Origin of the sequence: Streptomyces sp. sk2.1 (assembly GCF_008120935.1) — a bacterium.
Lineage (GTDB): Bacteria > Actinomycetota > Actinomycetes > Streptomycetales > Streptomycetaceae > Streptomyces.
The window spans coordinates 1,435,589-1,449,560 of sequence record NZ_RDBO01000077.1; the positions used below are offsets into that span (position 1 = coordinate 1,435,589).

At 69.2% G+C, this 13,972-nt stretch carries 9 protein-coding genes and 1 pseudogene; 8 read left to right on the forward strand and 2 right to left on the reverse strand.

Annotated features, from left to right (window positions below; genetic code table 11):
- Positions 1-172 precede the first annotated feature (172 nt).
- Positions 173-2,344 carry an ATP-dependent DNA helicase RecQ gene (locus EAO76_RS33645; protein ID WP_148839828.1) on the reverse strand — a complete coding sequence of 724 codons (2,172 nt, stop codon included), beginning with the start codon at positions 2,342-2,344 and terminating at the stop codon, positions 173-175.
- Between the two features lie 110 nt (positions 2,345-2,454).
- On the opposite strand from EAO76_RS33645, the gene EAO76_RS33650 reads away from it, so the two are divergent.
- The 6 genes from EAO76_RS33650 to EAO76_RS33675 all read left to right on the forward strand — a co-directional run bounded on the left by EAO76_RS33650 (position 2,455) and on the right by EAO76_RS33675 (position 10,745).
- Positions 2,455-3,750 carry a DUF4192 domain-containing protein gene (locus EAO76_RS33650; RefSeq protein ID WP_148839829.1) on the forward strand — a complete coding sequence of 432 codons (1,296 nt, stop codon included), beginning with the start codon at positions 2,455-2,457 and terminating at the stop codon, positions 3,748-3,750.
- Between the two features lie 267 nt (positions 3,751-4,017).
- The gene (locus EAO76_RS33655) at positions 4,018-4,782 is read left to right on the forward strand and encodes an NUDIX domain-containing protein (RefSeq protein WP_148839831.1); all 765 of its coding nucleotides are present in this window, start codon (positions 4,018-4,020) and stop codon (positions 4,780-4,782) included.
- A 112-nt stretch (positions 4,783-4,894) separates the two neighbouring features.
- Positions 4,895-6,892 (forward strand): ATP-binding cassette domain-containing protein, encoded by a 1,998-nt coding sequence (locus EAO76_RS33660; RefSeq protein WP_148839833.1) that lies wholly within the window; start codon positions 4,895-4,897, stop codon positions 6,890-6,892.
- Positions 6,893-7,025: 133 nt separating this feature from the next.
- A complete protein-coding gene (locus tag EAO76_RS33665; protein ID WP_187438869.1) occupies positions 7,026-7,913 on the forward strand; it encodes a FadR/GntR family transcriptional regulator in 888 nt (295 codons plus the stop codon).
- Positions 7,914-8,237: 324 nt separating this feature from the next.
- Positions 8,238-9,788: an RNA polymerase sigma factor gene (locus EAO76_RS33670; RefSeq protein ID WP_148839835.1), complete on the forward strand. Its 1,551-nt coding sequence runs from the start codon at positions 8,238-8,240 to the stop codon at positions 9,786-9,788.
- A gap of 126 nt (positions 9,789-9,914) precedes the next feature.
- On the forward strand, positions 9,915-10,745 hold the full coding sequence (locus EAO76_RS33675; protein ID WP_148839837.1) for a trypsin-like serine protease: 831 nt from the start codon (positions 9,915-9,917) through the stop codon (positions 10,743-10,745).
- A 102-nt stretch (positions 10,746-10,847) separates the two neighbouring features.
- On the opposite strand, the gene EAO76_RS33680 is transcribed toward EAO76_RS33675, so the two are convergent.
- Positions 10,848-11,078 (reverse strand): hypothetical protein, encoded by a 231-nt coding sequence (locus EAO76_RS33680; RefSeq protein ID WP_018105354.1) that lies wholly within the window; start codon positions 11,076-11,078, stop codon positions 10,848-10,850.
- 434 nt (positions 11,079-11,512) lie between these two features.
- Between EAO76_RS33680 and EAO76_RS33685 the strand changes: the two genes are divergently transcribed.
- Positions 11,513-13,633 (forward strand): type IIA DNA topoisomerase subunit B, encoded by a 2,121-nt coding sequence (locus tag EAO76_RS33685; RefSeq protein WP_148839839.1) that lies wholly within the window; start codon positions 11,513-11,515, stop codon positions 13,631-13,633.
- A gap of 151 nt (positions 13,634-13,784) precedes the next feature.
- A pseudogene (locus tag EAO76_RS45555) lies at positions 13,785-13,972 on the forward strand (hypothetical protein); the annotation flags it as partial.

Below are 13,972 nucleotides of genomic sequence, written 5' to 3' on the forward strand. Positions count from 1 at the left end.
AGGGCGCACCGCGGCACAACCCTTCCGGGCCGCGAAAGGGACTGCGCGGGGAGCGAGTCCAATTCTTCCTGGCGTACCGGCGAGCGGCAACGAGCAATTGGCGCAGGTGACGGTAATCAGCCGGAATGACTCTGATATCCCTGCCCACGCCCTGCTCGAACGATGCCTCCCGTCACGCCTGAACAGCGAGGACCAGCGGAAACACGCCTTGGGCCCCGGCCCGGCGGAGCAGCCTCGCCGCCACCGCCAGAGTCCAGCCGGTGTCCGCGAGATCATCCACGAGCAGCACGGGACCGCCCGCCGAGGCCAGCGCGTCGGCCAGACCGGGCTCCACCACCAGTGCTTCGTGCAGGGCCCGGACCCGTTGCGCGCTGTTGGTCCGCGAGATCCGCAGGTCCGTCGCGCCCGGTGCGTAGGTGACACTGCCGAGCAGCGGCATCCGGCCGACCTCGGCGATACGGCCGCCCAGGGACTGGATGAGCCGTGGCCTGCTCTGCGAGGCGACAGTGACCACCCCGACCGGCCTGGGCGCGGCGTCCTCGGCCCCCGAAGCCCAGCCCCCGGGCCCCTTGGCCCAGTCGGCCAGCACGCTCACCACGGCGTTCGCCACATCGTCCGGCACGGGGGCGTCCGGGGCCTGGGGCGCCAGCATCGGGCGCAGCCGGTTGCCCCAGCCGATGTCGGAGAGCCGCCCCAGGGCGCGGCCGGTGAACGACACCTCTTTCGCGGGGATGCGGCCCTTGAGGTCGACGCCCACGGCCGCGAGGCCGGTCGGCCACATCTTGCGGGGTTCCATCTCCACACCGGGTCTGTTCAGTTCGCCCCGCGCACCGTCGAGGGCCACGCTGGACACCTGGTCGTCGAAGCGGGCTCCCGCGCAGTTGTCGCAGCGTCCGCAGGCGGCTGCCTCCTCGTCGTCCAGCCGGCGTCGCAGGAACTCCATCCGGCAGCCCGTCGTCGTCGCGTACTCGCGCATCGCCTGCTGCTCGGCAGTGCGCTGGCGAGCCACCCACGCATAGCGCTCCGAGTCGTACACCCAGGGCTCACCGGTGGCGATCCAGCCGCCCTTGACGCGTCTGACGGCGCCGTCGACGTCCAGCACCTTGAGCATGGTCTCCAGCCGGGTGCGCCGCAGGTCGACCAGCGGCTCCAGGGCGGGCAGCGAGAGCGGCCGACCGGCGTGGGCGAGGGCGTCGATCGTCCGTCGCACCTGCTCCTCGGGAGGAAAGGCGACCGACGCGAAGTACTCCCAGATCGCTTCGTCCTCCTTGCCCGGCAGGAGCAGCACCTCAGCGTGTTCGACACCACGTCCCGCACGCCCCACCTGCTGGTAGTAGGCGATGGGGGAGGAGGGCGAGCCGAGATGGACGACGAATCCGAGGTCGGGCTTGTCGAACCCCATGCCCAGTGCGGACGTCGCCACGAGGGCCTTGACCCGGTTGGCGAGGAGGTCGTCCTCCGCCTGCTGGCGGTCAGCGTTCTCGGTGCGACCGGTGTAGGACGCCACCGTGTGCCCGCACTGACGCAGATACGCGGTGACCTCCTCGGCGGCGGCGACCGTCAGGGTGTAGATGATTCCCGAACCGGGGAGCTCCTTGAGGTGATCGCCCAGCCAGGCCAACCGGTGCGCGGCGTTCGGCAGTTGCAGAACACCGAGGCTGAGGCTCTCCCGGTCCAGGGAACCGCGGAGCACGAGCGCGTCGGTCCCCGCGCCGGTGCCCAGTTGTTCCGCGACATCCGCGGTCACCCGGGCGTTCGCCGTCGCGGTGGTCGCCAGGACGGGCACACCTGCGGGCAGATCGGCCAGCATGGTCCGCAGACGCCGGTAGTCGGGCCGGAAATCGTGACCCCAGTCGGAAATGCAGTGTGCCTCGTCGACCACGAGCAGTCCGGTGGCGGCGGCGAGCCGGGGCAGGACCTGGTCCCGGAAGTCGGGATTGTTGAGCCGCTCGGGACTGACCAGCAACACATCCACCTCACCGGCGGCCACCTCGGCCTGCACGGTCTCCCACTCCTCGGTGTTGGATGAGTTGATCGTGCGGGCGCTGATTCCGGCACGGGCCGCCGCCGCGACCTGGTTGCGCATCAACGCGAGCAGCGGTGAGACGATCACGGTCGGCCCGCCGCCCTGCGCGCGGATCAGGGATGTCGCGACGAAGTACACGGCGGACTTGCCCCAACCGGTCCGCTGGACGACCAGGGCCCGGCGCTTGTCGGCGACGAGCGCCTCGATGGCCAGCCACTGGTCCTCCCTCAGCCGCGCAGTGCCTGTGGGGTCACCGACGAGTCGGGCGAGTACGGAGTCGGCCGAGGCCCTGAGGTCTGCGCGGGTTGCTTGGGTCATGCCCCCATGCAACCCGATGGCTACGACAAACCGCGAACGGTCGGCCCGGCCTGTGGAAAAAGTTATCCACAGGGGTCGCGGAATTTTGCCGTTCGCGGGACGGTCATGCCATGAACCAGCGCCACGAATCCAACGGTCCGGTCGACGAGCAGCAGATCACTCTGCGGGGCCCCGCCGAGCTCGCAGACGCCCTTCCCTACCTCATGGGATTCCATCCGAACGACAGCGTGGTCATGGTCGCCCTGCACGGCGGCAGGGGCCGCTTCGGCGGGCGGCTCAGGCTCGGTATCCCGCAGACGCCCGAGGAATGGCCGTCCGTCGCGGAGCAGCTCGCCGAGTGCTTGATCAAGGGGAGCGAGCGCCGCGGCAGCCGTCCCGACGCGATCGTGATCTTCCTCTGCCAGGATCCCGCCGAGGGCGAGCCCGCCGGCCGGGTCATGGAGCGGCTGCGGCCCCTGGCCCAGAGCCTGCGTACGGCCTGCGGAGCGCTCGACGTGCCGGTGCTCGAAGCACTCTGCATCTCCGACGGCCGGTACTGGTCCTACTGCTGCCCGGACGGGCGTTGCTGTCCGGCTGAGGGCAACCGGATGGCCATGCCCGGCACCTCGGTGATGGCGGCCGCCGCCGCGTACGCGGGCATCCAAGTGCGTGGATCGTTGCGGGAGATGGAGTCCAGGCTCATGCCCCTGGGCACAGCCGCCGAGGCGGACCAGCAACGCGCGCTCGATTCGATGGGGGTCGAAATGGTGCCCAGGCTCCTCGACGAAGCGGGCCGCAAGGCCGTTGGCCGGGAGACCCTGGACCTCGCCAGGAGGCTCATGAAGCGTCTCGGGGAGGCATCACCGACGACTCCCTCCCTCGCGGACATCAACGACGACCGGCTGATCAGCCATGACGAGGCGGCCTCGGTGATCCTGGGCCTGCAGGACCGGGATACCCGTGACAGGGCGGCGGAATGGATGGAAGGCTCGGAGGCCGATTCCGCGCTCCGGCTCTGGCGGGCGCTGTCCCGCCGTTGTGTCTCACCGTACGAGGAGCACGCCGCGGCTCCGCTGGCTCTTGCCGGCTGGGTTTCCTGGTCGACGGGGGACGAACCGGCCGCGCGGGTCGCGTTGGGACTCGCCCTGCGGATGGACCCCCACTACACCTTCGCCCAGCTTCTCCACGAAGCGTGCAACCAGGGCCTCGACCCGGAGACGCTGCGTCGTTGCCTGCGCGGGGAGCGCAGCGCCCGAACGGGACGGCGGAGCCATCGGGCGACCCCGGGCGTTCGATCCCGCACCACCCGTCCGGCCACCTCGCACCGGCGGAAGGCGCCGTCCGGACCCTCCCGTCCCGAAACGGCTGCCCGGCGCAGGTCCGGGCGAACCGCGCAGGGTCGACGCACCCACAGGAGCGATGGATGACCCGGGGACTTCACCACTGAACGGACCTTGCCACTGAGGCGGGGGAAGAGACACGGACCGCGACGCCCTGTACGGCATCGGCTCGGGCTGGGAGCGGTCCACGGGGAGGGAGAAGCCGGTGCGGGGGAGCGCGGTCCGTGGGTGGGCAGTACCCGGTACGAGGAGGGGCGGACCACGAAGTCAAGGAGAAGGAGAAGAAGCGCGCGGGGTCGAGAAGAGATCTTCGAAGGGAGTGTTTATCGTCAGGCAGACGACTATGATCACGGCATGCCGCCCTACGACCCGTCGACTTTCCCGCCCTTCGCCGTCACTGTCGACCTGGTCGTGCTCACAGTGCGCCGTCATGCGCTCTGCGCACTGGTCGTACGCCGTGGTGAGCCGCCTTTCCAGGGGCGCTGGGCATTGCCCGGCGGTTTCGTGAGAGCCGATGAGGATCTTGGCGCGGCGGCGGCGCGGGAGCTCGTGGAGGAGACCGGCCTGTGCGCCCAGGACCCGGCGGCTCCGGCAGTCGGCAACGGCGCCCACCTCGAACAGCTCGCCACCTACGGCGACCCCGGTCGCGACCCGCGGATGAGGGTCGTCAGTGTCGCCCATCTCGCACTGGCTCCCGATCTGCCGGCCCCGAGGGCGGGCGGTGACGCGAACAGCGCGAGGTGGGCACCCGTCGAGGATCTGCTCGGGCCGGAAGGGGGCTTCGGCCAGGAGGGCGAGAGCCAGGCCCCGCTGGCCTTCGACCACGCGCGGATCCTCGCCGACGGCGTCGAACGGGCCCGGTCCAAGATCGAGTACTCCTCCCTGGCCACAGCCTTCTGCCCGCCGGAGTTCACGGTCGGCGAGCTCCGGCGGGTGTACGAGGCGGTATGGGGCGTGGTCCTCGACCCGCGGAACTTCCACCGCAAGGTGACCGGCACCCCAGGCTTCCTGGTGCCCTCGGGCGGTACGACCACCCGTCAGGGCGGGCGTCCGGCCCAGCTGTTCCGGGCCGGCGCGGCCACGGTGCTCAACCCTCCGATGCTGAGGCCGGAGGTCTGAGTCCGCGGAACGCCCGCGATATCGAAGCTGCGCAAAAAGTCTGATTTGTCGCGTTATCTTGCTGTGATACCCGCTCTGCCGCCGAGCGGTCTCACCTTCCGCGAGAGAAGCGATGCTCCAGGCCATCGGACTCACCAGCGCCCCCCGCCGCGGCTTTCCGGCCGCCGTGGACGACCTCACCCTCGAAGCCCGGCCCGGTCGTGTCACCGCACTTCTGGGTGCCCCCGGTTCCGGGAAGACAGCGGCCCTCCGCCTCATGCTCGAACTCGACCCGGGGCGGGGCATCACCTACTTCCGAGGCAGACCGCTGCACCGGATCCCGCAGCCCGCACGTGAGGTGGGGGTGCTCCTCGGGGACGTGCCGGGGCATCCCGTCCGCACCGCCCGCGGGCAGCTCCGGATGCTCTGCGCCGCTGCGGGGGTGCCGGTGAGGCGGGCCGACGAAGTGCTCGACGTCGTGGGACTGGCCGGACTCGGGGACCGGCGCATCGGCGCGCTCTCGCTCGGTATGGACCGTCGGCTCGCACTTGCCTCGGCGCTGCTCGGTGACCCGCACGCACTCGTCCTCGACGATCCGGCGGAGGGCCTTTCACCGCGCGAGGCCGGTTGGCTGCACGAACTGTTGCGGGCCCACGCGGCGCGGGGCGGAACCGTTCTGTACACCACGACCGACACCAGGGAGGCCGCGCGCAACGCCCATCGAGTGATCACCATCGACGGTGGCCGTCTCGTCGCCGACCAGGCCGCCGACGAATTCTCCCGGACCCGGCTGCGCCCCAGGGTCGCGGTCCGGAGCCCGCACGCGGCCCGCCTTGCCGCGGTTGTCAGCCGGGAGGCCAGGGTGGCCCGGCGCTCGGTCGAGGTGGTCACCGAAGCGGGTGGTCGGCTCTCGGTGTACGGCTCCACATGTGCGGAGATCGGTGACACGGCGTTCCGGCACGGGCTGCCGGTGCACCAACTCGCCGACGAACTCGGTGACACCGGTCCCACCGCACCGACGGAGCCGATGGGAGTGGTGGAGCCCGCGGGGGCGACGGGACGGGAGCGCCCCATCGATCCCGTGCACCCCGCCAGTCACGTGGGCTTTACCAGCCATGTGGGCCTCATGGGTCGCGCGAACCCCACAGCTCGTGCGAATCCGACAGATCGCGGAGGCGCCAAGGGGTCCACGCGCCCTGCGGCCACCACGCCCCCGGCGGGTCCGGCAGAACCTGCGGCGCCTGTCGACAGCAAGGGGTCGAGTCTTCCTCGGCCGACCGTGCGGGCGTCGAGCCCGGAGGTGCTGCCTCCCATCCGGCGTCGTCCCGCCCGCAGCCCGCTCCATCCGCTGCGGTACGAGCTGCGCCGCATGTTCGGAGTCAGGAAAACGCCCTTGATCATGGTCGTTGTCATGGCGCTCTCGGTCGGGCTCTCCGTACTGCTGGCCCGTACCGGTCATACGCCGTTGCCGAAGACGCTGGCGGCCTGGCCGTCGTTGTTGCCCCTGCCGCCCGCGGCGGTCGGTGCCGGGATTCTCGGCGCCCTGTCGTTCGGCGACGAATTCCGCTATCCCGCGCTTGCCGCGGGGCGAGGCGCGATCCCCCGTCGACCGGGGCTGCTCCTTGCCAAGCTGGTGGTGTCCGCATGCGCCGCCGTGACGCTGGCCCTGGCCGTCGTTCTGGTCTCCGCCGAAGTTCTGCGGGTCGTGTACGGCCCCGATCTGATCGATATTCCGCCGAACTCGGTTTCGCTGTGCGTCGGTTGGGCGGGATTGGTCGTGGGCTGCGCGTGGGCGGGGCTTCTGGCCGCCGGGGTCTTCCGGGTGACCACGGCCGGTGTCGCCGCAGTGCTGGCCGTGCCGGTGCTCGTGGCTCCGCTTGTCCGGAAGGTGCTGTCGGCGGGGCAGGGCTCCCGTCCGGCCGTCGGGCTGCCGGGCAGGCTCCGTGAACTGGTGTGGCCGAGCTGGCCCCACGAAGCGGACCGATGGGTGGCGGCGGCCGTGCGGCTCGTGGCCCATCCGGTGGGGGTCGCGTTGTCGTTGTCGCTGTCGGTCCTGGTCTGCGCGTATCTGTTCACCGGCCTTCACGGCAGGGTCCGTTGGCGGTCGCAGAGCGGTGTCGGACCGAGCTAGGGTCCGTAACTCCCAAGAGAATGACCGGTTTATACCGGTTAGACGTCAATTGGGGGGTGGGTGCCGATCACCCTTTCGTGTGCTTTTCACCAAAGACCTCAAGAGCTGAGTGAGCTGCGCCGACAAAGGATGCGTGAGTACCCTTGCGCACACCATGATGACCGCCGCCCGCTCCGCCGATTCCGGCCTCGCCGGCCCGGGTGAACTCGATCGCTACCCGTATGCGGAGGCGCCGGCCGGCGAGCGCGCCGCTCTTCGTACCTGGGACGGTCCCGACGCCGAGCTCGGTCGGGTGGGCCGGCGGGGCTCGGCCAGCCGGGGCCGCGGCCTCCATGGCCAACTCGTTCAGCAGCTGGGTCAGATGATCGTTTCCGGTGACCTGGGTGCCGACCGCCCCCTCGTTCCGGAGGAGATCGGTCAGCGTTTCGAGGTCTCCCGTACCGTCGTGCGCGAATCGCTGCGCGTCCTCGAAGCGAAGGGGCTGGTCAGCGCCCGACCCAACGTGGGCACCAGGGTCCGCCCCGTCAGCGACTGGAACCTGCTGGACCCCGACATCATCGAATGGCGCGCCTTCGGTCCCCAGCGCGAGGACCAGCGCCGTGAGCTGGGAGAGCTCCGCTGGACGATCGAGCCGCTCGCCGCGCGCCTCGCCGCGGGCCACGGCCGTGAGGACATCCAGCAGCGCCTCGGTGACATGGTCGAGATCATGAGGCACTCGGTCGGGCAGGGCGACGCGATCACCTGTTCCCGGGCGGATGCGGAGTTTCACTCCCTGCTCATCCAGGCGGCGGGCAACCGGATGCTCGAGCACCTCTCCGGCATCGTCGCCGCGGCGCTGCAGGTGTCGGGCGGCCCGGTCACGGGCTGTGACCGCCCCACCGACGCCTCCCTCGGTCACCACGCCCGGATCGTCGACGCCCTCGCATCCGGCGACGCGGCGGGTGCCGAAACGGCCATGCGTCAACTGCTCGTCGTCCACCCCGAGGTGGAGCGGGTGGTGCCCGCACCCCGCGAGCACTGAGCGCGGTACGGCCGGGGTGCGAACCACGTGTCGCCGGGCCCGCCATGGTCCGGCGGCACAATTGTGGGGAGGAATGCACTCTTGGTCTCGTTCATCGCAAATGAGGTGTGACTCGGGCCACGTGGATTGGGCGTAACACTCCTCGAAGCAGTGCGATGACTTAAGAGGTGACCGCCACGGAAGGAATACAGCAGCCGTTCAGTGCGCTGTGCAGTTCTGAGGCCAAACCCCGCGCCGCCGGTACTTCCCAGCCCGGCGGTCGTCGGCTCCAGCCCTCACGGGGGCCGGGCCGGAAGCCGTTTCCATCGTTCCGAGAGGTTGTTCGTGTCGGCCAGCACATCCCGTACGCTCCCGCCGGAGATCGCCGAGTCCGAGTCTGTGATGGCGCTCATCGAGCGGGGAAAGGCTGATGGGCAGATCGCCGGCGATGACGTGCGTCGGGCCTTCGAGGCTGACCAGATTCCGCCAACCCAGTGGAAGAATGTTCTGCGCAGCCTCAATCAGATCCTCGAGGAAGAGGGTGTGACGCTGATGGTCAGTGCCGCGGAGCCGTCCAAACGTGCCCGCAAGAGCGTCGCAGCGAAGAGCCCGGTCAAGCGCACCGCCACCAAGACCGTCGCGGCCAAGACGACCGTGACGAGGACTGTCGCGGCCACCGCCGCCCCGTCGGCAGAGACCGTGGACACGGTGGCCGGTGACGCCGCCGCGGCCGGCCCTGCGAAGAAGGCGGCAGCCAAGAAGACGGCTGCCAAGAAGACCGCCGCGAAGAAGACCGCGGCCAAGAAGACAACAGCGAAGAAGTCCGGAAAGCAGGACGACGAGCTTCTCGATGGCGACGAGCCGATCGAGGAAGTAAAGGTCGGCAAGGGCGGCGAGGAAGAGGAGGGCGAGGGCGAGAACAAGGGCTTCGTCCTCTCCGACGACGACGAGGACGACGCGCCCGCGCAGCAGGTCGCCGTCGCCGGTGCCACCGCCGACCCGGTCAAGGACTACCTGAAGCAGATCGGCAAGGTTCCTCTCCTCAACGCCGAGCAGGAGGTCGAGCTCGCCAAGCGCATCGAGGCCGGTCTGTTCGCCGAGGACAAGCTGGCGAACTCCGACAAGCTCGCCCCGAAGCTCAAGCGCGAGCTGGAGATCATCGCCGAGGACGGGCGCCGCGCCAAGAACCACCTGCTGGAGGCCAACCTCCGTCTCGTGGTGTCGCTGGCCAAGCGTTACACCGGCCGCGGCATGCTCTTCCTGGATCTCATTCAGGAAGGCAACCTCGGTCTGATCCGTGCGGTCGAGAAGTTCGACTACACCAAGGGCTACAAGTTCTCCACGTACGCCACCTGGTGGATCCGTCAGGCGATCACCCGCGCCATGGCCGACCAGGCCCGCACCATCCGTATCCCGGTGCACATGGTCGAGGTCATCAACAAGCTCGCCCGTGTGCAGCGCCAGATGCTCCAGGACCTGGGCCGCGAGCCCACCCCGGAGGAGCTGGCCAAGGAGCTCGACATGACCCCCGAGAAGGTCATCGAGGTCCAGAAGTACGGCCGCGAGCCGATCTCCCTCCACACCCCGCTGGGTGAGGACGGGGACAGCGAGTTCGGTGACCTCATCGAGGACTCCGAGGCGGTCGTGCCGGCCGACGCGGTCAGCTTCACGCTCCTCCAGGAGCAGCTGCACTCGGTGCTCGACACGCTCTCCGAGCGTGAGGCGGGCGTGGTCTCGATGCGCTTCGGTCTCACCGACGGCCAGCCGAAGACGCTGGACGAGATCGGCAAGGTCTACGGCGTGACGCGTGAGCGCATCCGTCAGATCGAGTCGAAGACCATGTCGAAGCTGCGTCACCCGTCGCGTTCGCAGGTGCTGCGCGACTACCTCGACTAGTAGCAGCAGCGCGCGAGGGCCCGGAACCCCATGGGGTTCCGGGCCCTCGGCCTATCAACGGGTGCGTCGGACGGGCGGCGGGACGACTCTGGGTGGGAATGGTTCGACACAGAGTCAGGAGTACGCATGTCCCGTACCGCCTTCCGTGCCCTGACCGGGGCGTTCGCCCTGGTTGCCGCCGCAGCCGCGATACCTTTCGCATCCCCCGCCCGGGCGGCCGAGGACGGCATAGTCGTCGGCGGCCAGCCCGCCCATGTCAAGGACAGCCCCTGGGTGGTGGCGCTGTCCAGCCGCGACCGGTTCGGGGAGGCCCGTGCCGGGCAGTTCTGCGGCGGTGTCGTGGTGGCGCCGAAGAAGGTGTTGACCGCCGCGCACTGCTTGAGCCGTGAGGCGCTCGGCGTCGAGGTCGGTGCGGTGCGGGACCTGCGGGTCATCGCGGGCCGCGATGACCTGCGCGAGACCGGGGGACAGGAGATACCGGTGCGGTCGACGTGGACCAATCCCGCGTTCGACCCCGTCACGAACGCGGGGGACCTGGCGGTACTCACGCTGGCCGACGCGCTGCCGGAGAAGAGCACGATCCAGATGGCCGGGGCGGGGGATGAGGCGTACGCGCCGGGCACCGGGGCCGTCGTCTACGGGTGGGGTGACACGAGCGGCAACGGCGACTACGCGTGGTCGCTCCGCTCCGCGAAAGTGAGCGTCCTGCCGGACAGCGCGTGCGCACAGGCGTACCCGGGCGGCAGGAACGGCACGTACGACCCCTCAGCGATGCTCTGCGCGGGCGAACTGCTGGGCGGGTACGACGCATGCCAGGGGGACAGTGGAGGGCCGCTGGTGGCCCGTGGAAGGCTCATCGGACTGGTGTCCTGGGGGAACGGCTGCGCGAGAGCGGGAAACCCCGGCGTGTACACGCGGATCTCCGCAGCGATCGGCTGGATGCCCGAAGGGGGCTGAGCGGTCGCGCCACGTGCGTACGAGAACGGGCGGCTCCCCTCGCGGGGAGCCGCCCGTCGGCAGGTCCGGGACCTGGCCCGAGCTCGTCGTGAATGCGAGGTGTCAGTGTTCCTCTTCGGCGGCTTGGGCCTGTACGGCCGTGAGCCGGTCCGTCTCATCCTGTATTTCCGCGGCGATCTTCTTGAGTTCCGGCTCGAACTTGCGACCGTGGTGGGCGCAGAAGAGCAGTTCACCGCCGCTGATCAGGACGACGCGCAGATATGCCTGGGCGCCGCAACGGTCACAGCGGTCTGCTGCGGTCAGCGGGCTCGCGGGGGTCAGAACAGTAGTCACGTCGCCTCTTCTCTAGCTCGACGAGCTGTCGTACCAGGGTCAACATCCAACCAGGCCGAAAACGTTCCCGCTCGTGGCTTTTCTTCGAAACTTCTTCTCGAGATGGCTGTCTATTGACGATTGGCGGCGAATGTGCCGTATTGCGTAGCGCTACGGTTTCGCGTTGCTTGTCTTGGTGGATCCTCCCGGCTGGCTTGCCGGTTCGTTCATGAGGACGTGCCCGGAGCCTAAATGGTTCATGCCTGGAAGGGAACGTGATGTGCGCGTCACTCCTGCGGGTGACCGAACGTATGTGCGAGGATGGATTGATGTGAGGGTTGTCGGAGGGTGGCGTTACAACCGCTCTACCAGGCCTCGGTACGCTCTCAGCGGCTACCGAAGCCGAGCCCGATACCCACTGGGCCCCAAATGAAATTCAGCGAGGAGCGAACCGCGTGACCGCCGATACGTCCGTGCCGTCCACTGCGCTGCTGACCGGAGCAGACCGAGACGGTTCCAACTACACCGCGCGGCATCTGCTCGTACTCGAGGGGCTCGAAGCGGTTCGCAAGCGCCCCGGCATGTACATCGGGTCCACCGACAGCCGCGGTCTCATGCACTGCCTCTGGGAGATCATCGACAACTCCGTCGACGAGGCCCTGGGCGGCTTCTGCGACCACATCGAGGTCATCCTCCACGACGACAACTCCGTGGAGGTCCGGGACAACGGGCGGGGCATCCCCGTCGACGTCGAGCCCAAGACCGGTCTGTCCGGTGTCGAGGTCGTGATGACCAAGCTCCACGCCGGCGGAAAGTTCGGCGGCGGCTCGTACGCCGCTTCGGGCGGTCTGCACGGCGTCGGCGCCTCCGTGGTCAACGCGCTCTCCGCCCGGCTCGACGTCGAGGTCGACCGCAACAGCGCGACCCACTCGATCAGCTTCCGCCGCGGAGTTCCGGGAATCTTCACCGAGCAGGGGCCGGACAGCCCGTTCGATCCGGCCAACGGCCTGCTCAAGGGCAAGCGGGTGCCGAAGACGCGCACCGGCACCCGGGTGCGTTACTGGGCGGATCGGCAGATCTTCCTCAAGGATGCCAAGCTCAGCCTGGAGACGCTTCACCAGCGGGCGCGGCAGACGGCCTTCCTCGTCCCCGGCCTCACGATCGTCGTCCGCGACGAGCGCGGTCTCGACGGCGCGGGCAAGACCGAGGAGACCTTCCGCTTCGACGGCGGCATCAGCGAATTCTGCGAGTACCTCGCACAGGACAAGGCGGTCTGCGACGTCCTGCGCCTGAGCGGGCAGGGTACGTTCAAGGAGACCGTGCCGGTGCTGGACGAGCGCGGCCACATGACGGCGACCGAGGTCACCCGGGAACTCGCGGTGGACATCGCCCTGCGCTGGGGCACCGGCTACGACACCACCCTCAAGTCCTTCGTCAACATCATCGCCACCCCCAAGGGCGGCACGCACGTGACCGGATTCGAACGCTCCGTGACCAAGACGGTCAACGAGGTGCTCCGTTCCGCCAAGCTGCTCCGCGTGGCCGAGGACGACATCGTCAAGGACGACGCGCTGGAGGGGCTGACCGCGGTCGTCACCGTGCGCCTGGCGGAGCCGCAGTTCGAGGGCCAGACCAAGGAGGTGCTCGGCACCTCGGCGGCGAACCGGATCGTCGCCAACGTCGTGGCGAAGGAACTCAAGGCATTCCTGACCTCGACGAAGCGCGACGCGAAGGCCCAGGCCAGGGCGGTTCTGGACAAGGCCGTGGCAGCCGCCCGGACCCGCATCGCGGCCCGTCAGCACAAGGACGCGCAGCGTCGCAAGACGGCGCTGGAGTCCTCCTCGCTGCCGGCGAAGCTCGCCGACTGCCGCAGCGACGACGTCGACCGCAGCGAGCTGTTCATCGTCGAGGGGGACTCCGCGCTCGGCACGGCCAAGCTCGCCCGGAACAGTGAGTTCCAGGCGCTGCTGCCGATCCGGGGCAAGATCCTCAATGTCCAGAAGGCATCCGTCTCGGACATGCTGAAGAACGCCGAGTGCGGCGCGATCATCCAGGTCATAGGAGCCGGGTCCGGTCGGACCTTCGACATCGACGCCGCGCGCTACGGGAAGATCGTCCTGCTGGTGGACGCCGATGTCGACGGCGCGCACATCCGCATCCTGCTGCTGACGCTCTTCCAGCGGTACATGCGGCCCATGGTCGAGGCGGGCCGGGTCTTCGCCGCCGTGCCCCCGCTTCACCGCATCGAGCTGGTCCAGCCGAAGAAGGGCCAGGACAAGTACATCTACACGTACTCCGACAACGAGCTGCGCCAGCGGCTGCTGGAGCTCCAGCGGAAGAACATCCGGTACAAGGACTCGATCCAGCGGTACAAGGGCCTGGGCGAGATGGACGCGGACCAGCTGGCGGAGACCACGATGGACCCGCGCCACCGCACCCTGCGGCGGATCAACATCGGCGACCTGGAGTCGGCCGAGCAGGTCTTCGATCTGCTGATGGGCAACGAGGTGGCTCCGCGCAAGGAGTTCATCACCAGCTCTGCCGCCACCCTGGACCGCTCGCGCATCGACGTCTGAGCACCTCGCGCATCGATGTCTGAGCATCGTCGTCTCCACCCGTGGGTGGAGACGACGACTCCACCCACGATCAACCCCTGAGCCGATCCTCCGGCCCGGCCGTTTCCGTAGCGTCGAGGGCGTTCAACCTTCCCGCGGATCGGAGGCGGCCATGTCGGGGCTCGTCAATGTACTGGTGATCGGTGTCCTGGCGATCGGCGCGGTCGCCGTTGCCGCGATGGTCCGCCGGTTCCGGGCACGGCAGATCACGGGCGATCGGCGCCGGTGGGTTCTGCCGAGAGCCCTCCCCGTGGCGATGCACGGGATGCGCGGGGGTGCGCTGAAGCGGAGGGGCGGGCG

Excerpts from the sequence above, each read along its gene's own strand:
- EAO76_RS33650 (WP_148839829.1), top strand. The coding sequence starts at position 2,455 with ATGAACCAGCGCCACGAATCCAACGGTCCGGTCGACGAGCAGCAGATC.
- EAO76_RS33645 (WP_148839828.1), bottom strand. The coding sequence starts at position 2,344 with ATGACCCAAGCAACCCGCGCAGACCTCAGGGCCTCGGCCGACTCCGTA.
- EAO76_RS33655 (WP_148839831.1), top strand. The coding sequence starts at position 4,018 with ATGCCGCCCTACGACCCGTCGACTTTCCCGCCCTTCGCCGTCACTGTC.
- EAO76_RS33660 (WP_148839833.1), top strand. The coding sequence starts at position 4,895 with ATGCTCCAGGCCATCGGACTCACCAGCGCCCCCCGCCGCGGCTTTCCG.
- EAO76_RS33675 (WP_148839837.1), top strand. The coding sequence starts at position 9,915 with ATGTCCCGTACCGCCTTCCGTGCCCTGACCGGGGCGTTCGCCCTGGTT.